This is a genomic window from Erwinia rhapontici (genome assembly GCF_020683125.1).
Lineage (GTDB): Bacteria > Pseudomonadota > Gammaproteobacteria > Enterobacterales > Enterobacteriaceae > Erwinia > Erwinia rhapontici.
Genome location: NZ_CP085627.1, coordinates 3,079,603 through 3,103,427, shown reverse-complemented (window position 1 = coordinate 3,103,427; position 23,825 = coordinate 3,079,603). Strand labels below are relative to the sequence as shown.

General features: G+C 52.8%; 20 protein-coding genes. 13 read left to right on the top strand and 7 right to left on the bottom strand.

The annotated features are described in order from the left end of the window. Positions 1-272 precede the first annotated feature (272 nt). The gene (locus LJN55_RS14480; RefSeq protein ID WP_133841641.1) at positions 273-1,172 is read left to right on the top strand and encodes a LysR substrate-binding domain-containing protein; all 900 of its coding nucleotides are present in this window, start codon (positions 273-275) and stop codon (positions 1,170-1,172) included. 150 nt (positions 1,173-1,322) lie between these two features. Here the strand turns inward: LJN55_RS14480 and LJN55_RS14475 are convergent, their stop codons facing one another. Further along, on the bottom strand, positions 1,323-2,780 hold the full coding sequence (locus LJN55_RS14475) for an efflux transporter outer membrane subunit (RefSeq protein ID WP_227534700.1): 1,458 nt from the start codon (positions 2,778-2,780) through the stop codon (positions 1,323-1,325). Between the two features lie 89 nt (positions 2,781-2,869). Here LJN55_RS14475 and LJN55_RS14470 point away from each other — a divergent pair, with 89 nt between their 5' ends. From LJN55_RS14470 to LJN55_RS14460, 3 genes are all read left to right on the top strand, one after another. After that, positions 2,870-3,484 carry a TetR/AcrR family transcriptional regulator gene (locus LJN55_RS14470; protein ID WP_133841643.1) on the top strand — a complete coding sequence of 205 codons (615 nt, stop codon included), beginning with the start codon at positions 2,870-2,872 and terminating at the stop codon, positions 3,482-3,484. A gap of 76 nt (positions 3,485-3,560) precedes the next feature. Further along, positions 3,561-4,670, top strand: a complete 1,110-nt coding sequence (locus LJN55_RS14465; RefSeq protein ID WP_200643330.1) for an efflux RND transporter periplasmic adaptor subunit — start codon at positions 3,561-3,563, stop codon at positions 4,668-4,670. Then, entirely contained in the window at positions 4,667-7,750 is a 3,084-nt protein-coding gene (locus LJN55_RS14460; protein ID WP_227534699.1) for an efflux RND transporter permease subunit, read from the top strand. Before LJN55_RS14465 ends, LJN55_RS14460 begins: the two co-directional genes overlap by 4 nt. 228 nt (positions 7,751-7,978) lie before the next feature. Here LJN55_RS14460 and LJN55_RS14455 read toward each other — a convergent pair whose 3' ends face one another. From LJN55_RS14455 to LJN55_RS14440, 4 genes are all read right to left on the bottom strand, one after another. Then, complete coding sequence (locus LJN55_RS14455) at positions 7,979-8,890, bottom strand: alpha/beta fold hydrolase (RefSeq protein WP_133841646.1); 912 nt, start codon at positions 8,888-8,890, stop codon at positions 7,979-7,981. A 251-nt stretch (positions 8,891-9,141) separates the two neighbouring features. Beyond that, a complete protein-coding gene (locus tag LJN55_RS14450; RefSeq protein ID WP_227536398.1) occupies positions 9,142-9,792 on the bottom strand; it encodes a LysE family translocator in 651 nt (216 codons plus the stop codon). Positions 9,793-9,874: 82 nt separating this feature from the next. After that, on the bottom strand, positions 9,875-10,753 hold the full coding sequence (locus tag LJN55_RS14445) for an AraC family transcriptional regulator (RefSeq protein ID WP_227536397.1): 879 nt from the start codon (positions 10,751-10,753) through the stop codon (positions 9,875-9,877). Positions 10,754-10,839: 86 nt separating this feature from the next. Continuing rightward, complete coding sequence (locus LJN55_RS14440) at positions 10,840-11,412, bottom strand: TetR/AcrR family transcriptional regulator (protein ID WP_227534698.1); 573 nt, start codon at positions 11,410-11,412, stop codon at positions 10,840-10,842. Between the two features lie 133 nt (positions 11,413-11,545). Between LJN55_RS14440 and LJN55_RS14435 the strand changes: the two genes are divergently transcribed. The 4 genes from LJN55_RS14435 (at position 11,546) to LJN55_RS14420 (ending at position 15,660) form a co-directional block, all read left to right on the top strand. Next, positions 11,546-12,637 carry an alkene reductase gene (locus LJN55_RS14435; protein ID WP_227534697.1) on the top strand — a complete coding sequence of 364 codons (1,092 nt, stop codon included), beginning with the start codon at positions 11,546-11,548 and terminating at the stop codon, positions 12,635-12,637. A gap of 74 nt (positions 12,638-12,711) precedes the next feature. Continuing rightward, positions 12,712-13,494: an SDR family NAD(P)-dependent oxidoreductase gene (locus tag LJN55_RS14430; protein ID WP_133841653.1), complete on the top strand. Its 783-nt coding sequence runs from the start codon at positions 12,712-12,714 to the stop codon at positions 13,492-13,494. Positions 13,495-13,514: 20 nt separating this feature from the next. Next, positions 13,515-14,333, top strand: a complete 819-nt coding sequence (locus LJN55_RS14425; protein WP_227534696.1) for an oxidoreductase — start codon at positions 13,515-13,517, stop codon at positions 14,331-14,333. Positions 14,334-14,745: 412 nt separating this feature from the next. After that, positions 14,746-15,660, top strand: a complete 915-nt coding sequence (locus tag LJN55_RS14420; protein WP_227534695.1) for a GGDEF domain-containing protein — start codon at positions 14,746-14,748, stop codon at positions 15,658-15,660. A 67-nt stretch (positions 15,661-15,727) separates the two neighbouring features. Here the strand turns inward: LJN55_RS14420 and LJN55_RS14415 are convergent, their stop codons facing one another. Continuing rightward, positions 15,728-17,530 carry a glycoside hydrolase family 13 protein gene (locus LJN55_RS14415; protein ID WP_227534694.1) on the bottom strand — a complete coding sequence of 601 codons (1,803 nt, stop codon included), beginning with the start codon at positions 17,528-17,530 and terminating at the stop codon, positions 15,728-15,730. Between the two features lie 443 nt (positions 17,531-17,973). Here LJN55_RS14415 and LJN55_RS14410 point away from each other — a divergent pair, with 443 nt between their 5' ends. Next, on the top strand, positions 17,974-18,246 hold the full coding sequence (locus LJN55_RS14410; protein ID WP_227534693.1) for a PTS transporter subunit EIIB: 273 nt from the start codon (positions 17,974-17,976) through the stop codon (positions 18,244-18,246). Here LJN55_RS14410 and LJN55_RS14405 read toward each other — a convergent pair. After that, entirely contained in the window at positions 18,243-19,178 is a 936-nt protein-coding gene (locus LJN55_RS14405) for a LysR family transcriptional regulator (RefSeq protein ID WP_320443507.1), read from the bottom strand. The genes LJN55_RS14410 and LJN55_RS14405 overlap by 4 nt on opposite strands. Before the next feature lie 123 nt (positions 19,179-19,301). Here LJN55_RS14405 and LJN55_RS14400 point away from each other — a divergent pair, with 123 nt between their 5' ends. From LJN55_RS14400 to LJN55_RS14385, 4 genes are read left to right on the top strand one after another with little or no spacing between them, the layout of a single operon-like run. Then, a complete protein-coding gene (locus tag LJN55_RS14400; RefSeq protein WP_200643319.1) occupies positions 19,302-20,567 on the top strand; it encodes an ABC transporter substrate-binding protein in 1,266 nt (421 codons plus the stop codon). Between the two features lie 35 nt (positions 20,568-20,602). Next, a complete protein-coding gene (locus LJN55_RS14395) occupies positions 20,603-21,580 on the top strand; it encodes a carbohydrate ABC transporter permease (RefSeq protein ID WP_133841660.1) in 978 nt (325 codons plus the stop codon). Beyond that, positions 21,577-22,422 (top strand): carbohydrate ABC transporter permease, encoded by an 846-nt coding sequence (locus LJN55_RS14390; RefSeq protein WP_133841661.1) that lies wholly within the window; start codon positions 21,577-21,579, stop codon positions 22,420-22,422. The genes LJN55_RS14395 and LJN55_RS14390 overlap by 4 nt, the downstream gene beginning before the upstream one ends. 32 nt (positions 22,423-22,454) lie before the next feature. After that, a complete protein-coding gene (locus LJN55_RS14385; RefSeq protein WP_213202073.1) occupies positions 22,455-23,816 on the top strand; it encodes a family 4 glycosyl hydrolase in 1,362 nt (453 codons plus the stop codon). The last annotated feature ends 9 nt before the right edge of the window (positions 23,817-23,825 follow it).

The window sequence follows — 23,825 nt, the reverse complement described above, 5'->3', positions numbered from 1 at the left end:
GTCAGGATGGCTGGAAATGATCAGAATATTATTCATTCGCTTTTGTACACCTCACCGATAATGCGTTGCGCATCCTGGTTGTCACGATAATCCCGCATATCAGCCCCCAATTATCCAAACATAGAACTTGCATTTCAGTCTCCCGAACTGACTCTCAGATTGAACAGATGAGAAGTATAAGTTCACTTTTTCGGGAAGATTAGGCCATCATTGACTTAAGGATATTTAGTCTGTATCTAACAATCAGGTGGCTATTGTTTGAGGGTGACGCTATGAATAACGCCATTTATAACCAGATACGTATTTTTCAAAGTATTGCCCGGGAAGGCAGTATCTCAGCGGCCGCTCGTAAGCATGAAATTACCCCTCCCTCAGTAAGCCATGCCCTGAAGTTGCTGGAGCAACACATTGGGCATCCGCTTTTTGTACGAACCACGCGGCGCATTGAGCTGACCGATATCGGGCAGCAGTTGCTTGAGCGAACCGCAGTAGCGATGGATTCGCTTGAGCAATCGTTGCAAAGCATCCGCGATCAGAATCAGGAACCGTCAGGTCTGGTGAGGATTACCCTCTCTCGCTTCGCGTATTTGCTGATACTCAAACCCGTGATGGCCGCGTTTTGTCAGCAGTATCCGGGTATCCAGCTAGAGATTTCAGTTTACGACGGCACAGTGAATATCATTGACGATCGCTTCGACCTGGGGATCCGCTTTGGCGATATTTTGGATGGCGGCGTAGTGGCACGCCCGTTAATGAAGCCCTTCAGGGAAGGGCTGTATGCCTCATCTGCCTATCTTGCCGAGTACGGTACGCCTGAGGCACCCGCCGATCTCTATCAGCACAAGCTTATCGGGTATCGCTTCATCACCAACAACCGAATTCTGCCCCTGATCCTGGATGACCACGGGGAGCAGTTGACCGTTGAGATGCCCGGCCAGTTAATCAGCAATGATATTGAGGTGATGGCTGACGGAATACGTAACGGGCTGGGGATTGGAAGGTTATTTGAACCCATTCACCGCTTACAACCGGATCGGGAAAAACTGATCCCCGTGATGGAGCGCTACTGGAAAACATACCCACCGGTTTATGTCTATTACCCGAAAAGCGCGGGTAAAACGAAACGAGTAAAGACATTGATTGATTTCCTCATCACAACCACCGGCGGGTAAACGTGCTCAGATCCGTTCTTCGGTTAACGTATTAACGCCAGGAGTACCTGTTTTTTTCATCCATACCACCGGTTATCAGTACGGTTACCTGATGCTATCCGCGGTAGAAGGTTCGTCATGTCTTTGCCCGTGTGTCCCCGGACACGCGATTTATGAACGCTTTGGGGCCGCTTCCGGGGGCTGCCAACCCCCTCCGAGCGCCCTGAACGTAGCGACAGCGGCGCGTGCGGATTCTGTCTGGGCCTGTACTCTGGCATCGGAAGCCTGCAACAGGGTTTCATCGTTATGCAGGACGTCAATCAGGCTGGCTGTTCCCTGCTGGAAGGCAATGAATGACGATTCGCGCGCGCTGGCCAGCGCGGTTTCACCCCGTGTCAGCGTGGCTGCCTGTGTTTCGCGATTGATCAGAGCGGAGAAGGCATTTTCGACGTCTTCAGTAGCGCGTAATACCGACAGACGATAAGCGGCGAGCGCCTCCTGTTCCTGGCCCTTTGCCTGGTTTATCTGGGCGTTGATACGACCGAAATCGAAGATCCGCCAGCGCAGTCCCAGCACGCCTGCCGACTGGCTGGCTCCGCCGGAGAACAGGTTATTCCCCGACACGGCGGTTGCGCTGCCGAGCAGTGCACTGAGTGAAAACTTCGGATAATACTCACTGATGGCCACGCCGATGCGTGCACTTGAGGCGGCGAGACGACGTTCCGCCACGATAATGTCAGGCCTGCGGCGCAGCAGGTCGGCAGGTGTGCCCGTTGAGACGATTTGCGGAGCCTGCGGAATGGCCCCCGGCAACGCTAACTCAGCGCGATGGGTGCCGGGCGGCGTGCCAAGCATAACGTCTAATGCATTTATGGCCGCATCAAGCCCCGTACGGAGAACCGGTACGGTTGCCTGAACCTGCGCCAGTTCCCCTTCGGTCTGGCGAACCTGATACCCGGGCGCCAGTCCTTTAGCGTTCAGGAGTTGTACCTTTTCCAGCAGTTCCTGCTGCGTACTGACCTGTTTCTCCGCAATGGACAGCCGTGTCTGTAATCCGCGCAGGGTGATATAGATATCGGCAGTCTGCGCCGCGACGGCAAGACGGGTTGCGGCAACGCCCGCTTCGGAAGCCTGATAGTCTGCGAGTGCAGCCTGTCGCCCACGTCGCAGCCCCCCAAATACGTCAATCTCCCAGCTTGCGTTGAGATTGGTTTCATCGCTACTGCCGTAGCGATTATAATCCGGCGTTGCGCTAAGAACCTGCCCCAGCGGGGTTTCGGCCGACTGATACGCGCGTGCCGCTTGCCCGCTGATGTTACCAGAGGGCAACAGCGCTGCTGTGGCCGCGCCCAGTCCGGCACGGGCCTGGGCCATGCGGGCAGTGGCCTGGGCGAGGTCGAGATTTTGCGCGAGGGCATCCGCAACGAACTGACTTAACAGGGGATCGTCGAAGCCGTCCCACCACTCAGCAAAAGTGGCGGGCCGGGATGCGCTTCTCTGCTGGACGGCCGACTGCGCCTGATAGCGTTCCGCAAGTGGCGCATCCGGGCGATGATAATCCGGCCCGACGGCGCAACCCGCCAGTAAGCCGGCGCTCACCACCAGTGCAAGAGTACGGAGGGGGAACATTGATATTCCTTGAGTCAATTTTGAGGAGTGACTACATTACCAAATGGTCACTCGTTGTCAATCAGGGCTCATTGAGCTAAGCTGGAAAAATGACTAAACATATAAATGTACATGCCCCAAGGGGGCCATCGGATCACGGTGTTCGCGATCAGGTTGTGGACGCGGCCACAGAGCATTTCGGGCATTTTGGCTATGAAAAAACCACCGTCTCCGATTTGGCAAAAGCGATAGGTTTTTCAAAAGCTTATATCTATAAATTTTTTGATTCCAAGCAGGCGATCGGCGAGGTGATCTGCACCAACCGGCTGGCGATGATCATGGCGATTGTCAATTCAGCGATTGCTGATGCGCCGTCAGCTTCCGAAAAATTGCGGCGTTTATTCAGAGCACTGACTGAAGCCGGCAGTGATCTGTTTTTTCACGATCGCAAGCTTTACGACATTGCTGCCGTCGCGGCGCGGGACAAGTGGCCGTCAGCAGAGGCTCATGAAGAACGGTTGCGAAAACTGATTGAGCAAATCATTGTTGAAGGGCGGCAGGCGGGAGAATTTGAACGTAAAACCCCGCTGGACGAGGCGGCTCATGCGATATATCTGGTCATGCGGCCTTACATCAGTCCTGTCCAGTTACAATACAATCTGGAAACAGCACCGGCTGCGGCTACGCTCCTGTCCTCACTGATCCTGAGAAGTTTGTCACCCTGAAAAGGTGACTATTGACATTATTGGTCACTGGTCTGAGAATGCGGTTACTCTCCTGTTAACGTAATGAAGGGAACCCATGCTCAGGCTTAATCCTGCCACCTTTGCCGTTTGCCTGTTGCCACTTGCCCTTGTGGCCTGCGGTGACACTTCCGTCACCGACGACCCTCGTACTCAGCCTCCTCTGGTCAGGTCTGCGACCGTGGTGAGTGCTGCCGATGTCTCCCGATCATTTACCGGCGTTGTTGTCGCCCGGATTCAAAGCGATCTCGGTTTCAGAGTGCAAGGCAAAATCCTTGAACGTCTGGTCGATACCGGCCAGACCGTTAAACGCGGCCAGCCATTGATGCGTCTGGATCCGGTTGACCTGAGCCTGCAGGCGCAGGCTCAGCAACAGGCCGTCGCGGCGGCACGGGCTCGTGCAAAACAAACGTCTGCTGACGAGGCGCGTTACCGCGGGCTGGTTGCGGGCGGTGCCGTATCGGCATCGGCCTACGATCAGATCAAGGCCGTTGCCGATACGGCGAAAGCCGAACTCAGTGCGGCCCAGGCACAGGCGAATGTGGCGCAAAACGCGACGGGCTACGCCGTGCTGCTGGCGGATGCCGACGGCGTGGTCATGGATACGCTGGCTGAACCCGGTCAGGTTGTCAGTGCCGGTCAGCCGGTGGTTCGTCTGGCCAGAGCAGGGCAGCGCGAGGCCATCGTGCAGTTGCCCGAGACGCTACGCCCGGCTGCCGGAAGCGAGGCAGGGGCAACGTTGTACGGTACCGGTAAACAGTCCGTCCCTGCGAAACTGCGGCTCCTTTCCGATGCGGCAGATCCACTCACACGTACCTTCGAGGCAAGATATGTGCTTGAGGGGGCACTGGCGAGCGCGCCTCTGGGATCCACCGTTACCCTTCATATTGCAGACGATAAATTACCGGGCCAGGTGATGCAGGTGCCTTTAGCGGCCATCTATGATCCGGGCAAAGGGCCGGGGGTCTGGGAGATTTCGGGTAAGCCCGCCAAAGTGTCATGGCGGCCTGTACAGGTTCAGGGATTGGGTGACGATGCGGCGAGGGTGACCGGTTCCCTTAAGCCGGGAGAGCAGGTGGTCGCCCTGGGAGCGCATCTGCTGCATGACGGTGAGGCCGTACGCATGGCCGAACAAAGCGATGCCCGCGTCGCCGGGAGCCAGCCATGAGCGGGGGGCGATTCAATCTTTCAGCGCTCGCCGTGCGTGAGCGCTCAATCACGCTGTTCCTGATTATCCTGATTACTGTGGCCGGTATTCTTTCATTTTTTGAACTGGGACGGGCTGAAGACCCGCCGTTTACGGTCAAGCAGATGACCATTATTTCTGCCTGGCCGGGCGCCACTGCGCAGGAGATGCAGGATCAGGTGGCTGAACCGCTGGAAAAGCGGATGCAGGAGCTGAAGTGGTATGACCGCAGCGAAACGTATACGCGTCCCGGTCTGGCTTTTACCCTGCTTTCGCTGAAGGACAGCACACCGCCTTCACAGGTGCAGGAAGCGTTTTATCAGGCACGTAAGAAGCTGGGGGATGAGACCAAAAACCTGCCGGCAGGCGTCATCGGGCCGATGGTCAATGATGAATTCTCCGACGTGACCTTTGCGCTCTTTGCGCTGAAGGCCAAAGGCGAGCCACAGCGGCTGCTGGTGCGCGATGCGGAAGCGTTGCGCCAGCAAATTCTGCATGTGCCGGGGGTCAAGAAGGTCAATATCATTGGCGAACAGGCCGAACGCATCTTTGTTTCGTTCTCGCATGACCGGCTGGCCACGCTGGGTATTTCGCCTCAGGATATTTTCTCCGCCCTTAACAGCCAGAACGTCCTGACGCCCGCGGGTTCGATTGATACCCAGGGGCCGCAGGTCTTTATCCGCCTGGACGGTGCCTTCGACACACTGGAAAAAATCCGCAAAACGCCCATCGTTGTGCAGGGCAGGACCCTGCAGCTTTCTGACGTAGCCACCGTTGAGCGTGGCTATGAAGACCCTGCAACCTTTAAGATCCGCAATCAGGGTGAACCGGCGCTGCTGCTGGGCGTCATCATGCGCGACGGCTGGAACGGTCTGGAGTTGGGTAAGGCGCTGGATACGGAAATGGTCAACATCAATGAGGGCATGCCGCTGGGCATGACCCTGACCAAGGTCACGGATCAGTCAGTCAACATCAGCTCCGCCGTTGACGAGTTTATGATTAAATTCTTTGTCGCGCTGCTGGTGGTGATGGTGGTGTGCTTCGTCAGTATGGGATGGCGCGTGGGCGTGGTGGTGGCCGCAGCGGTGCCGTTAACGCTGGCGATCGTCTTCGTGGTGATGGAGGCTTCCGGCAAAAACTTTGACCGCATTACCCTGGGCTCGTTGATCCTGGCTCTCGGGTTACTGGTCGATGATGCCATTATCGCCATCGAGATGATGGTGGTGAAAATGGAAGAGGGCTACGACCGCGTCAAAGCGTCGGCCTATGCCTGGAGCCACACGGCGGCCCCGATGCTGGCGGGCACGCTGGTCACTGCCGTCGGTTTCATGCCCAATGGTTTTGCCCAGTCCACCGCCGGCGAATACACCAGCAACATGTTCTGGATTGTCGGTATCGCCCTGATTGCCTCCTGGGTTGTGGCGGTCGTGTTTACGCCTTATCTGGGCGTGAAAATGCTGCCCGACATCAAAAAGGTTGAAGGGGGACACGCTGCTATCTACAACACCCGCCATTACAACCGTTTTCGCCGTGTACTGACCCGCGTGATCGCGCGCAAGTGGATAGTGGCTGGCACCGTTATTGCCGTCTTTACGGTAGCGATTCTCGGTATGGGACTGGTGAAAAAACAGTTTTTCCCTACCTCCGATCGTCCGGAGGTGCTGGTCGAAGTGCAGATGCCTTATGGCACCGCGATTGAACAGACCAGCGCCACGACGGTGAAAATCGAAGCCTGGCTGGAAAAGCAAAAAGAGGCAAAAATCGTCACATCTTACATCGGCCAGGGATCGCCACGTTTTTATCTGGCGATGGCACCCGAGCTGCCCGATCCGTCGTTCGCGAAAATTGTCGTGCTGACGGACAGCCAGGAAGCGCGCGAAGCGCTCAAGTTCAGACTGCGTGAGGCAGCGGCCAGCGGCCTGGCGCCTGAGGCGCACGTGCGCGTGACGCAGTTGGTGTTTGGTCCGTATTCACCGTATCCGGTGGCTTACCGTGTTATGGGGCCGGATCCGACTCAACTGCGCGAAATTGCAGGCAAAGTCGAAAAGGTGATGCAGGCCAGCCCGATGATGAGGACCGTCAACACCGACTGGGGTCCGCGTGTACCGGCGCTGCATTTCACCCTCAATCAGGACCGCCTGCAGGCGGTGGGGCTGACATCGAATGCGGTCGCGCAGCAGCTTCAGTTCCTGCTTTCTGGGGTGCCTGTTACCGCTGTGCGTGAAGATATTCGTTCGGTGCAGGTCATGGGGCGGGCGGCAGGAGATATCCGGCTCGACCCGGCCAAAATAGCGGGCTTTACCTTAGTGGGCTCTGCCGGCCAGCGCATTCCGCTGTCGCAGATCGGGGAGGTTGAGGTGCAAATGGAAGATCCTGTTCTGCGCCGTCGCGATCGTACGCCAACTATGACTGTGCGGGGGGACATTGCCGAAAACCTGCAGCCGCCGGATGTTTCAACGGCAATGATGACAGCGTTGCAGCCGATCATCGATACACTTCCGGCTGGATACCGCATCGAGCAGGCGGGTTCTATTGAAGAATCCGGGAAAGCCACCCAGGCGATGGCACCGCTGTTCCCGATCATGATCGCCATGACGCTGTTGATTATTATCCTGCAGGTGCGGTCGATGTCGGCGATGGTGATGGTCTTCCTCACCGCGCCACTGGGGCTGATTGGCGTGGTGCCCACGCTGCTGCTGTTCAATCAGCCGTTTGGCATCAATGCGCTGGTCGGACTCATTGCGCTATCGGGCATCCTGATGCGTAACACCCTGATCCTGATAGGGCAGATCCATCACAACGAACAGGAAGGGCTGGCACCCTTCCATGCGGTGGTGGAGGCAACGGTGCAGCGAGCCCGGCCGGTGCTGCTCACGGCAATGGCCGCCATTCTGGCGTTTATCCCACTGACGCACTCGGTGTTCTGGGGCACGCTGGCTTATACCCTGATTGGCGGAACCTTTGGCGGCACCATCATCACGCTGGTCTTCCTGCCTGCCATGTATGCCATCTGGTTCAGGATACGGCCCGATAAGGGGGAGTTTACCGAAAACAAAGCCTGACATGATGCCAGCAGACGGGCATGACACCATGATGCTTTAATCACGATGCTAAGCAGGGATCCGGTCAGCGATTGTGACCGGTTTACCATCAAAAAAACCTCATGCCGCGATGCCTTTCACTTAAGCGGAGCGGCAAGTGGGTTCACCGGATCGCTGTTTTTGGCAGCTATATCTGCTGGCCGGACTTAGCTGCAGCTCCAACGTCAACTTGATGTGTAGCAGCATCCTTTATTGATTTAAGAATGACTCAACCGCGCTGGAAAAACGTTCTGGCTGATCAAGCATGACAAAGTGAAAACTGTCATCGATACGCGTGAAATGGATATCAGATGCAGATGCATAGGCTTTACGGTACATCGCATCCACGCTGGCTGCAGGAACCCCGAATAAGGCGTCATACGCGTACACGACCTCAATCGGCGCTCTAATGCGTCCAAGCTCGGGGCGCAAATCGGTAATCATCAATTCATACACGGTATCCGCAACAGTTTTGCGATCAGAATGGATCCCCGCAGCCACCAGAGCAGGCCTCACAGCCTCGGTCTTAGCTAAACGGGCGATAGATGTATTCTGAGACTCTTTGATTTGTTCCGGCGACTGCCCCAGTAGCCAATCCCGCGTGGCTGTGGCATGCCGGGCAGCGGTTTTGGTGGTCGCCGCAGGGTCAATCATCAACGTATAGAACGGCAAGGCATCGACGATCATCAAACGACCGACCAGGTCGGGATGACGGGCCCCCAGCATCAATGCAATCTCCCCTCCAAGAGAATGGCCAATGATCACCGGTGCTTTTATGTGCTGGGTGTGAATGTAATCAGCAATGGCGTCAACTGCCGGAGCGATGACCTTTCCCTCAGGATTGGAAATGGCAGGCGTACTTGCAAAGCCCGCAAGTTCAACAAGATGAATACGGTGGCTCCTGCGTAAAGTTGATGCTAATTCGGCCCAAACTTCGCGAGACGACGCCAGCCCCGGAATCAATATGACATCCGTTCCTGAACCTTCCGTCTGTACAGAGATACGCTGCGAGTTCGGATGTTCAGAAGGTACGGACAAAGACTGAGTTGCGGACGCTGAGACCACGACTGACATCAATAAAAGAGCCCCTCCGATCGTGGCTCGAATATTTACGGTAAGCATGCGTTTAGTCCTTGTTATGTTATCCCTGATAAACCAGGTCAAGCTGACAGAAGGGTTTATCATAGATGATAAAATCATTAAGGAATGGATACAAAGGCTTTGGAATGTGCCGGTTACAGCTCCGAACGGATAGGATAGACCTTAGTCCGCTTATCGCAGACCTGCTACCGGCCTCGATCTGCGCCGTGCCAACAGCAGACGTGGATGCTGCGAAATAATACGGATGTCGGAAGCGGGGAGTACGCTGCTTTTCAAGCCAGTGCCATGACATTGACCACGGGGACACTTAGCGCCAGCCCAATCAGCATGACTCCGGAGATACGTTCCAGCCAGGGTAATAACTGCGAAAAGGATTGTAATACCAGACGATTACCAATGAAGATGGCTATCAGTAAATCCCACAGCAGCACAATACTAAACATCCACACACCATAGAAGAACTTCAAATTTGTCTCGGTATGAGATCCCTCAATCAGCGTGGCCAGGCTGACGTAAAACAGCGCATTTTTTGGATTGAGAATACCCGATAAAAAGCCCATGCCGAATACACGCCAGTGACTCAATACATCGGCAGATGCGGTGACACGCCCGGGTGCTTTGACATGATGCTCGGCGATAGTGCTCGTGCCTGCAAAACGGATGAAAAGCATACCGATGTACAGTAAGTAGGCACAGCCTGCAAGCTGAATGGCAATAAAGCTCATGCTGCCAGGGCGAAGAAGCGTAAGACCACTGAAAGCCGCGAAGATAAAAACACCGTTAGCGATCGCGATTCCCAGACAAGCCTTCGCTGCGTGACGCCAGCCAGCTTTAATTGAGGTTCGGGCAACCAGAAAAAAATCCGGGCCTGGCGACAGCAACGCCAAAAAATGCGCTGCGGCCACGATAAGAAATTGTTGCATCACGGTATCACCCTTTTAGAAAATATTTTTTAATAGGGTGCAGCCTTGAGGCAGGATTGTATTGAATAAAATTGCATTTTACTCAGGCTCGATAGCAACCCGGCGTTACGCCAGCATAAGCCTTGAATACGCGCTGAAAATGGCTTTGATCGGCAAAACCCAGTCGATAAGCAATTTCTGTTATTTCATGGCCTGACTGTAGCCAGCGGCGTGCCTGATTAATACGCACATTGAGTTGGTAAGCATGTGGTGTCATTCCGGTGGCCGCGCGAAACTCCCTGATGAGTTGATAGCGACTCATGCCTGCAATATTTGCCAACGCGGCTAATGCCCACGGCTGCCGGTCAGTTTGCTGCAACACATCGATAACGTTTTTCAGCGCCAGCCTGACACCCGCTGATAACCCAGGAAATGTGTCTACCAGATTGATGCCACAGTCACAGTCGCCAATAAACTCTATTAACGCCGTATTTTTGTCTTCTGCACTGGCGTCTGAAAACAGGGTGGCATTCATTTCACAAAAGCGGCCATAGACCGCTTCATTATCAATGATTCGAATGTCTTTTTTACTGATGAATCCCCCTGAAATAGGGCTTATTTCAGCCATGACTTCATTTAACCATGCAGCATCCAGATACAGCATCTGATAGCTCCAGGACTGATCGGGTAATGGATTACAGGCATGAACGCAGTTAGCGGGAATGAAAACCATCATTCCTGGCCGAAGAGCGCAAGGGCCCCCGGACGCTCCTGTAAATGTGCTACAGCCTGCATCCACTGCCCCTATTGAAAAGGTGGGGTGACTGTGTGGCTTATAACATGCACGGCTGTTACAGGCGCGACGACTTTCCACATAACCCGTAGTCGAATCACGCCAGAATTGTGCCTGGCTGGGGGGACTGACGTTATTGTAACCACAGTCGGGCAAATCCACAGAGAGTGGAGCGGGCCTGATGAGCATGTCTGATTTCATCCTGATGAACATTGACGTAAGCATGGCGTAAAGCCAGACACGTTGTCATCATTTATCACCGCGAATCAGAGCCTTTATTGACCTGCTTGTGGAACGCTGGGAGCCAGGTTTACCCTGGGAATGAGAAGGCGAGTGCGGCATACATCCAGAATTTCATCAGCCAGAGCGGAATCATCCGGGCAGGCACGGGACAGCACCAGGGCGCCGACAAGATGCGCAATGGTGTCTATCAGCTCAGCGCGCGATCCATTTTCATTGCCTAAAACGGCCAGCTGACGTTCAATCCCGGCCGCAAATGTCGCCTTGATGGATTCAGACTGACGGGCCGTATCGGTGCCCAGCGCCGACATCACACATCCCTTTCCCATGTCATCGCGATGTTGTCGGGAGAGGTAGTATTCAATAAATTTTTCCCGGTTCACACCTGCCGTGCTTTCTGCCGATCGCGTGAAACCGCAGCTCATTGCCTCCGCCATCAGATCAGCCTTGGAACCAAAGTGCTTGTAGAAGCCTCCGTGGGTTAAGCCTGCCGCTGACATCAGTTCCGCGACGCCCACGCCATCGTAACCGCGCTCACGAAAAAGTTCTGAGGCCGTTTCAACAATGCGTATTCGGTTTTCCCGAACCTGCTCTTTCGACACTTTCATGCTTTCTGCCCGTTTCAAAAATAGGAGGTAAGTATACATTGATGATGACCATAATCAAACCAGTTGACTTTATAGATTACGATCATCATCATTACATCGACACGTTGACCATCCACTGAGCAGGCGATTAAACATGACAAACCAGACATTATTTCAACCCTACGAGCTGGGGACCATCACCCTGGCCAACCATCTCGTGATGGCACCCCTGACGCGTAACCGGGCAGGAGCAGGATTGGTACCCAGCGAACTGGCAGCGACTTACTACGCCCAGCGTGCCACCGCAGGATTACTGATTACCGAAGCCACGCAGATCTCAGCACAGGCACAGGGCTATCAGGATACGCCGGGGATCTATACGCAAGCGCAAATCGAAGGCTGGCGCAAAGTGACTGACGCGGTTCATGCCAAAGGTGGGCGAATTTTTGTACAGCTATGGCACGTAGGACGCATCTCGCATGTCGATTTACAGCCGGGTGGCGCTGCGCCGGTCGCACCGTCTGCTCTTCGTGCTGAGACGAAGACCTTTGTGAACAACGGTTTTGCTGATGTCTCTGAGCCACGTGCGCTCGAGTTACCAGAAATACAGGGGATTATCGACGATTTCAGAAAAGCATCGGCCAATGCCATTGCCGCCGGGTTTGATGGCGTAGAGATCCATGGCGCAAATGGTTATCTGCTGGAACAGTTCCTGAAAGACGGCGCTAATCAGCGTACCGATGAGTACGGCGGCTCTGTCGAGAATCGTGCGCGTCTGCTGTTAGAAGTGACGGCGGCCGTGAAAGAGGAGATCGGCGCTGATCGCACCGGCGTACGCATTTCACCGGTTTCACCTGCGAATGCGATTTCATGCAGCGATCCGCAGCCGCAATATGACTACGTTGCCGATCAACTCAATGCATTAGGCATCGTGTATCTCCATGTGGTTGAAGGCGCGACGGGTGGCCCGCGTGATGTATCGCCGTTCGATTACGGCTCCCTGCGCCGCCGCTTTAAAAACACCTGGATCGGCAACAACGGCTACGACCTGGCGCTGGCGTCCGCTCAACTTACGCAAGGCAAAGCCGATCTGTTCGCGTTTGGCCGCCCATTCATTTCTAACCCGGATCTGGTCGACAGGCTGAAAACGGGCGCACCTCTAGCCTCACTTAACCCTGACACGCTGTATGGCGGTGGCGCAGCGGGATATACCGATTACCCGTCGCTTGCTGAAACCAGCAAGTAAAGCGCCGATGTCCAGGTTCTACCCGGACCGCACATTGCGGATTCTGATTACACATTAATAAAGAAGATCACCTTATGACTAAAAATTCAGTTCTTATTACAGGCGCTTCGACGGGTATTGGTGCTGTTTATGCTGAGCGGTTCGCCCGCCGGGGACACAACCTTGTTCTGGTTGCACGCGACAAAGCAAGGTTAGAGACACTTGCCGATCGCCTGCGACAGGAAAATGGCATTTCTGTCGATGTGTTACCTGCGGACCTCACGCAAACGCGTGATTTAGCCGTGGTCGAAGCCCGCCTGCGTGAAGACACGCAGATTGGCATTCTGATCAATAACGCGGGTATCGCGCAGTCCGGCAGTTTTACAGAGCAGACGCCTGATTCGATAGAACGCCTTATCGCGCTTAACGTTACCGCCCTGACGAGACTGGCCAGTGCCGTGACACCACGGTTTGTGCAAGCGGGTGAGGGATCGATTGTCAACATCAGTTCTATCGTAGGCCTGGCCCCTGAATTTTCTATGTCGGTTTACGGCGCAACCAAAGCTTTTGTTCTTTTCCTGTCTCAGGGAATGAATGTCGAGCTGTCATCTCAGGGCATTTATGTCCAGGCGGTGCTCCCTGCCGGCACTTACACGGAAATCTGGGATCGTGCGGGGATCGACATCACTAATGCGTCAAAATTCATGGAAGTGGGCGAGTTAGTGGATGCCGCACTGGTGGGCTTTGATCGCCGTGAACTCGTCACCATCCCACCACTGCATCATGCTGCACGCTGGGACACCCTCGATGCCTCGCGTCAGGCTCTGCTTTCGGACATCAAACAAGATGAAGCCGCAGAGCGATATAAAACGCTTTAGTGAATAAGGTCCTGTTCAGCATGACAAAAAAACGTGTAGCACTGGTGACCGGCGCTTCCTCAGGTATCGGCGAAGCGTCGGCTCATAAACTGTTAGCCGCGGGTTATACGGTCTATGGCACGAGTCGGCGTGGCTCCCAGGCGGGAACGCATCCGTTTCCGTTATTAACGCTGGATGTGACGGACGACGCTTCTGTCGAGGCTGCCATTGAGGAATTGCTGCGTCTGGAGGGGCGAATCGATATTCTGGTGAACAATGCGGGCTTCGGAATTGCCCCGGCGGCGGCGGAAGAAAGTTCTGTCGAACAGGCCAGGCGCATTTTCGACACTAACTTTCTGGGCATCGTCAGGGTGACGCGGGCAGTGATCCCTCACATGCGCCGTCAGGGCAGTGGGCGGATCATTAACATCGGTTCAATACTGGGGATCGTTCCGTTGCCCTACGTGGCTCTGTATGCGGCCAGTAAGCATGCGGTCGAAGGGTATACGGGAGCACTGGATCATGAACTGCGCACGCAGGGTATCAGAGTGTCCGTCATCGAACCGGCCTATACGAAAACGCAGTTTGAAGCCAATAACATTGAGCCGGATGCGAAGCGTGAAGAGTATGACCTGATCCGGGCTAAACTTGCGAAAGTGGTGAGCAAAGCAATGGACGCAGCGGAAGGCCCGGAGATTGTGGCTGACGTGGTGGTGAAAGCGGTTCAGGCGTTACGCCCGAAGGTGCGTTACACGGCGGGCGCGCTGGCAGGACAGTTGAATTTTATTCTCAGATTCGCGCCTGCGTCATTGTTGGATAAGGTCGTGCGCAAAAATCTTCAGCTCGATGCGAAAGAATAAAAATGAAATTTTCTCAACGGGCTATTCTGACCTTTTTACCGGTAAGGCCAGCGTAGGGATGTTTTTCCCGCTCACCCTGATGCATTAAAATCATACAAAGGTTCGTGCAAAGTTATGAAAAACAAAAAGCCCGCTCAGGATTTCCTGAGCGGGCTTTTCTCATTCTTCCTCCGTTCAGGAGCGTGTTTATCATGCCGGAATTCTGTTGCTGAGTGCGGCAGGATTTTGGTACAGGGTAAAATTCAGGTAGCCAGTTGTTATGTTCCGAGAAGATCAGCACAATGTTTTCACGCAAACCAAAACAAGGAGATGACATGTTGTTATAACCGCCAGGGATAGGTAAATAATGAAATATTCAGGCATAAAATTTATATGAGAATGATTTTCATTTCAATATTTATCAGGGGTTAGTATGCCATTTGTGAAATATGAAGACGGACTTTTTACAAAAAATGAATCACTAAAAAATCTTTACATACCAATGCTATCCTCTCTGGTGTTATGTTTTTTTGTGGTGATTATTAATCTGGCCAGCTTTCCGGAAAAGAAAATTGGACATTCATGGATGGAAAATTCCGGCTGGATAGTGGACATCATTCAGTGGCTAATACTTAACTTTATCTTATGGAGTTTTAACCGTTTAACGGTTAACGCCAGCCTGCGCAGAGGCATTAACCTGGGCCTGCATATCTGGATCATCTCTGCTGCGTTTGATGTGATGGATGAATTTATCCAGCAGCCACGGTGGGTGGGGTATTATATTGAAGATGTCTTCAAGCTGGCAGGGATGCTCTGTGTTTCGATTGGTATCTATTTTATTGTGAGATATGTCAATGGCAAATATGCCGATATCAGCATTAATTCTTATCGTGACGAATTGACGAGCTTGCCAAACAGACGGTATTTCAGAAACATTTTTCTGGAGTTAAAAAACACAGATAATTATGTTTTTATCATTGATATCGACTTTTTTAAAAACATCAATGATAAATATGGACACGATATGGGTGATGAAGTCCTTAGGGAGTTCGGTAATCTGTTGAGTAGCCTGCATGACGGTAATGTTACCGCGTCAAGAATCGGCGGTGAAGAATTTGCCGTTATAGTGACATTGCCATCACAACAGGACGCCAGCGTTGTGGCGGAAAAAATACTATCCCGAACCCGAGACTTAATCATCCGGGATGAAATACGCTTTACTGTCAGTATCGGCGCCGGTCACAAAAAAGAAGACGAAACGGTCGAGAATTTACTTAAACGCGTGGATGTCGCCCTGTATGAAGCGAAAGACCGGGGCAAGAACCGAATCGAATGGGCAGCAGAGTAAACCGGGTCGCCAGGCCTTTTTTGAGCCTGGAAGGGGCTACAAACGCTTGTAGCCCCACGAGGATCTTCTACGGATTAAGTTTATAAATGCCCGACTGCCAGGGTTCAAGACGGAGTTGCCTGTCATTTTTATTCACAATAGTGTGATTGTTGTTTTCAGTAATCACCTTATTGATGGATAAATCCCCAGGCAGGGTGTAGTGCATCACTTCTTCTTTAAAATTAATGACCACAAGATATTTTTCAGCGCCGAGCGTTCGGGTGTAAGCATAGACTGAATTGTTGTCAGGATCTAAATCAATATAACTGCCGTAGGTTAAGGCAGGGATGTCGTGGCGAATGTTAATCAGCTTTCTATAATAGTTAAATACGGAATTTGGATTGTTAATCTGATCTGCGCTGTTGATTTCTTTATAATTGGGATTGATTTTTAACCAGGGGGTTCCGCTGGTAAAGCCTGCGTTTTTGCTTGCATCCCACTGGAAGGGGGTTCTGCTGTTATCACGGCTGGTTTGGCGTACGTTTTGAAGGAATTCCTCAGCTTTCACTTTGCCTGTTTCAACGTAGTCTCGCCAAAAACCTTTCACCTCTACATCATCGAAATCATCGATTTTTTTAAAGGGATAATTGGTCATACCGAGTTCTGAACCCTGGTAGATAAACGGCGTTGCACGCTGGGTCAGCGTCAATGTTGCCAGTGCTTTCGCCGCAGGGTCGCGCCATTGTGGTCGATCATCACCAAAGTGAGAAACCGCGCGGGGATTGTCGTGATTGTCTAAGAAAAAGGCATTCCACCCATACTCTCCTGCCGTTTGGTCAACCTTATCGACAATTTTTCGGAACTGCGAAAGGGTCCAGTCTTTTCGCCGCCATCTTTCATCAGCATCACGATCGAGCCTGATCAGATCAAACGTAAACGCTATATTTAATTCATTTCTACGGCGATCGAAAAACTTAATCGATTTATCCAGAGGAACCCCAAATATTTCCCCCGCAGTGGCGATATCATAGTGGGATAATACTTCTCTGTTCATTTCATTCACGTAGTCGTGAATTTTAGGACCTTTAGTATATTCCTCGGCGAAATTTTTTAACTGCTGTTGGCTAAGGTCAGGGAAGTTCGGGATTTTCGAGTAGGTGGCAACGGTATCAAAGCGTAAACCAGAAACGCCTTTATCTAACCAGAAGCGGAGCATGTCATACAGGTCTTGACGGACTTTGGGATTGTCCCAGTTGAGGTCGGGTTGCTGTTTGGCAAAGTAATGGAGGTAGTACTGGCCTGATTTATCGTCTTTTTCCCAGGCTGAGCCACCGAAGAAGGAGGGATAGTTATTGGGGGCATGGCCATCCTTACCGTCACGCCAGAAATAATAGTCCCTGTAGGGGTTGTTCTTACCCGATTTGCTCTGAACAAACCAGGCATGCTGATCGCTGGTGTGGTTGATAACAATATCAATCATCAAACGCATATTGCGTTTCTTCATTTCTGAAATAAGACGGTCAAAGTCTTCCATCGTACCGTATTCTTTCATTATCTTACGGTAATCCCGGATGTCATAACCATTATCCGTATTGGGCGAATCGTAATGTGGATTGATCCAAATTGCATCAATACCCAGTTTCTTCAGATAGTCTAAATTCTCAATAATACCGTTTAAATCCCCAATGCCATCCCCATTTGTATCTTTAAATGAGCGTGGATATACCTGATAAAAAACAGCCTGCTTCCACCATGTGGGCAGAGCATTTGATTGCTGAACGTTGAGCGTGGGGGCGGTATCTGGCCCGGCACTGCAGGCCTGATAGGATGTGGCAGAAAAAGTGGTTGCAAGAAAAATAGCGACAGCCGTTTTCAATCCTTGAGAGGACATAACATAATTCTCCTATGATTAATCCTAAAATATAGAGAGGTGATGAGTTATCACTTTAATATGTGTGGGGTAAAGTATTGAGATGGTAATGTAAAAAATAGACTTTTTGACTGATTTTTTATTAATTATTGCGAGTGTTTTTGTTTTTTTTAATTATGCGACTCTTGAGTGATCAAGTAAATGTGAAATAAAATTTACGTCGCTAAAAGGAATCATATTCTCTATTTTTATTCAGAATGAGTGATATTAAGCTGAATCGATTTAGTTTCTTTTGCTCTCTGGGGGATAGTTCTGTTTTTTTTCATTGAAAAATATCCACCGCGCTATGCTGTTGAAGCGAGTTATAGATGGACTCTATATCTCTCGGCAATAAATCAATTTCACTTCGCCTGATGCCAACCCTATGCTACAGCGGAAAATATGAAAGGCTCTCAGGAGGAAATGTGGAAAAACAAAAGCTCGCGGCGGGTGTGCTGAAGGCATTAGGGGGGGCGGATAATCTCATTAAGCTGAGTTACTGCGCCAGTCGCATCAGGGTGACCATTCGTGACAACGCGTGCTTCGACAGGCACGCGCTGGAAGCGTTAGACGCGATTAAATCCGTGCTGGAAGTCGACACGGCTCAGCACAGCACTAAGTATCACCTGGTTGTCGGCCCGGGTAACTCCCGTTCGTTGTATGAGGCGCTGACGGGGTTAACCGATCACCGTCGTTAAACCAGCAGGTGGCGGATCGGCTCAAGATGCTGTTGCATCAGTTCCTGCATTTGCACCACGTGAGCCGTGTCCCTCTTCTCACGCATCAAATAAAAGCCGACGTTATAGCGTGGGCTGGGTTGCGTGGTTTGCAAGGGAACAATCTTATGGCGAGAAAAGTAGTCAGCCATGCATAACGGATAGCTCAACATCACGGCGTCCGACTCGTTGATCATATCGACTGCCGCCATCATTGAGTTAGTTGACCAGATCACCCTCTCTTCTAAATGCATGCGGTTTCTTGCCTGCCTTTTCGGTTGCATATCTTCCATCATATGCTGAAAGCGACCCTCATCCGGCGTCAGCTCCACACAAGGATAGTCCTGCAGTTCAACCGGTTCGATAACTCTGTTGCTCAGCGGATGACCCTGCCGGACAAACAGGCTGTCAGTGACGCTAAACAGCGGCACAAAGCTCATCCCCGCCTTCGAATTCAGACCCTGAATTTCATGCCCGACAAACAGATCGATATCCCCCCCCAGTAACAGATCCATCAACCTGAGATGGTTTCCCTGGTCGATGTGAATATTGACGGTAGGGTGCAGCGTTCGGTAAGCGGTGAAGCTGTCGCGGATAAACAGATGCCACCAGGCATGCCCCGTGCCCATTCGCAGGCTTTGCACCTGACGTGCTTTGATAAACGCCAGTTTTGTCAGCGTATTTTCATAAATCCGCTGCATCATTTGCGCCTGCTCCAGCAAAAGGTCGCCATATTCGGTGGTCTTCACGCCCGTTGACGTGCGCTCCAGCAGCTGCACGCCCAGACTCTCTTCTAACTTCTTCATATTATGAGTAACGGTGGGCTGGCTAAGGCAAAGTTTGTTTGCAGCATGACTCACATTTTTGAACATCGCGACTTCAATAAACTGACGAAGAATTTTATCCACGATCACATATTCCCTTTATGCTATAGATTTTTTCTATAGCTTAGCGGTGAAAATCAATTTCCGTCAATGTCATGGTTTCGCTATTTTTTTTCCTATGACGATATTCTCGCCCCCACCTGAGAACAAGCTATGAGAAGAGTGATCCCGGAACTGGTACTTGCCGTACTGACCCTGACATCGGGTCTGGCTGCTGCAGATACCCTGCGCATGGAGTGCCCGCCAAGCAAGGAAGGGCGTCAATTTTGTCACTATATTAAGCAGAAGTTTGAGGCTCAAACGGGCCATACCCTGAAATTTATCGATCTTCCTCCTGCCTCTAATGAAAAACTGTCGTTGTTTCAGCAGCTGTTTGCCGCGAAAGATTCCGATGCCATTGATCTGTTTCAGGCGGATACCGTATGGATTGGCGTGCTGGACAAACATCTTCTCGATTTGACGGACAGCGTTAGCGATATCCGCCATGACTTTTTCCCCACCGCGATGCAAAACGATGTGGTCAATGGACGCGTGAAAGCGATTCCCGCCTATATGGATGCGGGAGCGTTGTTTTACCGCAAAGACTTACTGGCTAAATACGGCGAAAAGCCCCCGGTGACCTGGACAGAACTGACCCGCATTGCCACGCGTATTCAGCAGAGTGAACGCGAATCAGGGCATAAAAATTTCTGGGGAATGGTGTTTCAGGGCAAAGCCTATGAAGGGCTGACCTGTAACGCGCTGGAGTGGGTGGAGTCACAGAACGGCGGCAGTGTGATTGATTCTCAAGGCAATATTACCATCAACAACGCGCGCGCTGCGCAGGCATTGGATATGGCCGCAGGGTGGATCGGTAAAATCGTCCCGCCCGGGGCGCTGGGCTATATGGAAGAGGAGTCGCGTTCGGTATTCCAAAACGGTGATGCCCTGTTTATGCGCAACTGGCCTTACGCCTATACGCTGGCAGAAGACCGCAGCAGCGCCATTCGTGGCAAGGTCGGCGTTATGCCGTTACCCGCCAGCGACGATGGCACATCGGTCAGCGCCATGGGCGGCTGGCACTGGGCGATCAGTGCGTATACCAAAAATCCACAGGCAGCAATTGCCCTGCTCAAGATCGTCAGCAGTGCCGAATCACAGAAGAAAACCCTGGCGCTGATGGGGTGGACTCCGTCACGCACCGCGCTGTATGACGATCCTGAGGTCCTGGCGCAGGCACCTTATCTGTCTGACTTCAAAAACATCTTCTTGCTGGCCAAACCGCGCCCCGCCACGCAGACCCGGCGGCAGTACGCGCAGGTCTCTAAAGCGATCTATAACGCCACCTACAACGTGTTGCGCGGTGACATTGATGGGGCAACCGCGGTGGCCGGATTACAGCAGCGGCTGGAGAGAATTAAAGCCAGAGGATGGCGTTGAACCCAATGCCCCATTAACGGTCCGGAGTACGATGTATGAAGCAAGAAACGCCTTCCCTGTCCCTTCCTGACAACACCGCCAGCGCACCGGTGGCGAAGCGCAGCTATCAATTGCGCCGCAGCCGTATTGCCTGGCTGCTGGTGGCGCCTGCGCTACTGTTACTGGCCGCCGTCGCTGGCTGGCCTCTCTTTCGTACGCTGTTTTACAGCTTCACAGACGCCATGCTGGATGCGCCTGACGATTACCATTTTGTCGGCTTTTCCAATTATTTTGACGTTGCTGCGGGTGGCCATCATTACGGCGTGCTGGCGGACCCGCTGTGGTGGATGGCCGTCGGTAACACGCTGCGTTTCAGCATGATGTCGGTATCGCTTGAGCTGGTCTTCGGCATGCTGCTGGCGCTGCTGATGAACGAGAAGTTTCGCGGGCAGGGGCTGGTGCGCACCGCAATCCTCGTGCCCTGGGCGATCCCGACGATTGTGTCAGCCAGAATGTGGAGCTGGATGTTTCACGATCAGTACGGCGTGGTGAACGACCTGCTGCTCAAAATGGGCGTGATCAACACACCGCTGGCGTGGGTGGCGGACCCGGTGCTCTCAATGTGGGCGGTAGTGATCGTCGACGTGTGGAAAACCACGCCGTTTATGGCACTGATGCTGTTGGCCGCGCTACAGCTGATCCCCCGCGACTTGTACGAAGCGGCACGTATTGATGGTGCCAACGCGTGGCAGCGTTTTCGTCGCATCACGCTGCCCTTAATTATGCCGGCGATGATCGTGGCGCTGATTTTCCGCGTCATGGATGCGCTGCGCGTCTTTGATCTGATTTATATCCTGACCTCCAACAGTGAGGCGACGGTGTCGGTGTCAGGTTACGCACGCGATCAGTTAGTGAGTTATCAGGAAATGGGGTCCGGTTCCGCTGCGTCGGTACTGGTATTCATGATGGTGGCCGGGATTGCAGCCTGCTTTGTGATGCTGGGCCGCCGCAGCAATGGAGAGGCAAAATCATGAGGCTGAACCGTCAACAACAACAGCTTGCCCGACGTTTAATGATTCTGACCGCAGCGACACTCGCCTGTCTGATCTGCCTGTTCCCGTTTTATTACGCCATTATCACGTCCCTGCGTTCAGGGCAGAATCTCTTCAACGTGGAGTGGCTACCCAATGAAATGAACTGGGGAAATTATGTCACGGCGCTGATGGATAACGGCATCGCCCGCAGCCTTTTCAACTCGGCAGTGGTGGCAACGCTGACTGTGGGGCTGTGCCTTCTGGTGTCGATTACCGCCGCTTTTGCTTTGTCGCGCATTCAGTTTACAGGCCGCAAGTATTTGCTGTTCACCATTCTCTGCGTGTCGATGTTCCCACAGGTGGCAGTGCTCTCCGGCATGTTTGAGCTGGTGCGTTTTATGGGGTTGTATGACTCGCTTGGCGCGCTGGTGCTCTCTTACACCACCTTTTCATTGCCGTTCACCATCTGGGTGCTGACCACCTTTATGAAGGCTATCCCAACGGAGCTGGAAGAGGCGGCCATCGTCGACGGTGCCAGTACCTGGACCATCATCCGTCGCATTTTCGTGCCGATCATGGGGCCGTCGCTGGTGACAACAGGACTGCTGGCATTTATCGGCGCGTGGAATGAATTCATGTTCGCCCTGACGTTTGTCATTTCCGGTGATAAACGCACCGTGCCTGTCGCGATCGGCATGATGCAGGGATCTTCTCAATTTGAACTTCCCTGGGGAGCCATCATGGCCTCCTCGGTGATCGTGACGCTTCCCATTGTGGCGCTGGTGCTGATCTTCCAGCGACGCATCGTCAGTGGATTAACCAACGGTGCAGTTAAGGGCTAACGCCCACAATATCCTCGTCAGGAGACGTAAACATGGCTACAAAAATCGTTTTAGTGGGTGCAGGCAGTGCACAGTTTGGCTACGGCACCCTGGGTGACATCTTTCAGAGCCGTGCGCTGTACGGCAGTGAAATCATCCTGCATGACATTAATCCTGTTGCACTGGCGGTGACCGAAAAGACTGCGAAAGACTTTCTGGCAAAAGAAGATTTACCGTTCATCGTCAGTGCCACCACCGACCGTCGCACGGCACTGCGCGGGGCCGAATTTGTCATCATTTCGATTGAGGTGGGCGACCGTTTTGCCCTGTGGGACCTTGACTGGCAGATCCCGCAGCAGTACGGCATTCAGCAGGTTTATGGTGAGAATGGGGGGCCGGGGGGGTTATTCCATTCGCTGCGTATTATTCCTCCGATCCTCGATATTTGTGCCGATGTGGCTGACATCTGTCCTGATGCCTGGATTTTTAACTATTCAAATCCCATGAGCCGCATTTGCACCACGGTTCATCGCCGCTTCCCGGAACTCAATTTTGTTGGCATGTGCCATGAAATTGCCTCACTGGAGCGCTATCTGCCTGAAATGCTCAACACCTCGTTCGATAACCTGAGCCTGCGGGCGGGCGGCCTTAACCACTTCAGCGTGCTGCTGGAAGCGCGTTACAAAGACAGTGGCAAAGATGCCTATGCCGATGTCCGCGCCAAAGCGCCTGACTATTTCGCCAGCCTGCCGGGTTACAGCGACATCCTGGCGTATACCCGTCAGCACGGCAAACTGGTGGATACCGAGGGCAGTACTGAGCGTCATGCGCTGGGCGGCAAAGACAGTTCGTATCCGTGGGCAGACCGCACCCTGTTCAAAGAGATCCTGGAGAAGTTCCACTGCATGCCTATCACCGTGGATAGCCACTTTGGCGAATACATCAGTTGGGCGGGTGAGGTGAGTGACCATCGTGGCATTCTCGACTTTTACACCTTCTACCGTAACTACCTTGGCGGGGTGCAGCCGAAGATCGAGCTTAAATTAAAGGAAAGAGTGGTGTCGATTATGGAGGGCATCCTGACCGACTCCGGCTATGAGGAGGCCGCCGTCAACATTCCTAATCGTGGTTTTATTAAACAGTTGCCCGAATTTATCGCTGTAGAAGTGCCGGCAATCATTGACCGTAAAGGCGTGCACGGTATTCAGGTAGACATCCCACCGGGTATTGGTGGGCTGCTCAGTAATCAGATTGCCATTCACGATCTTACGGCCGAGGCCATTATTGCCGGCTCGCGCGATCTGGTGATTCAGGCGCTGCTTGTGGACTCTGTGAATAACCAATGCCGTGCGATCCCCGAGCTGGTCGATGTGATGATCTCTCGTCAACAGCCCTGGCTCAACTATCTGAAATAGCGTCATTTC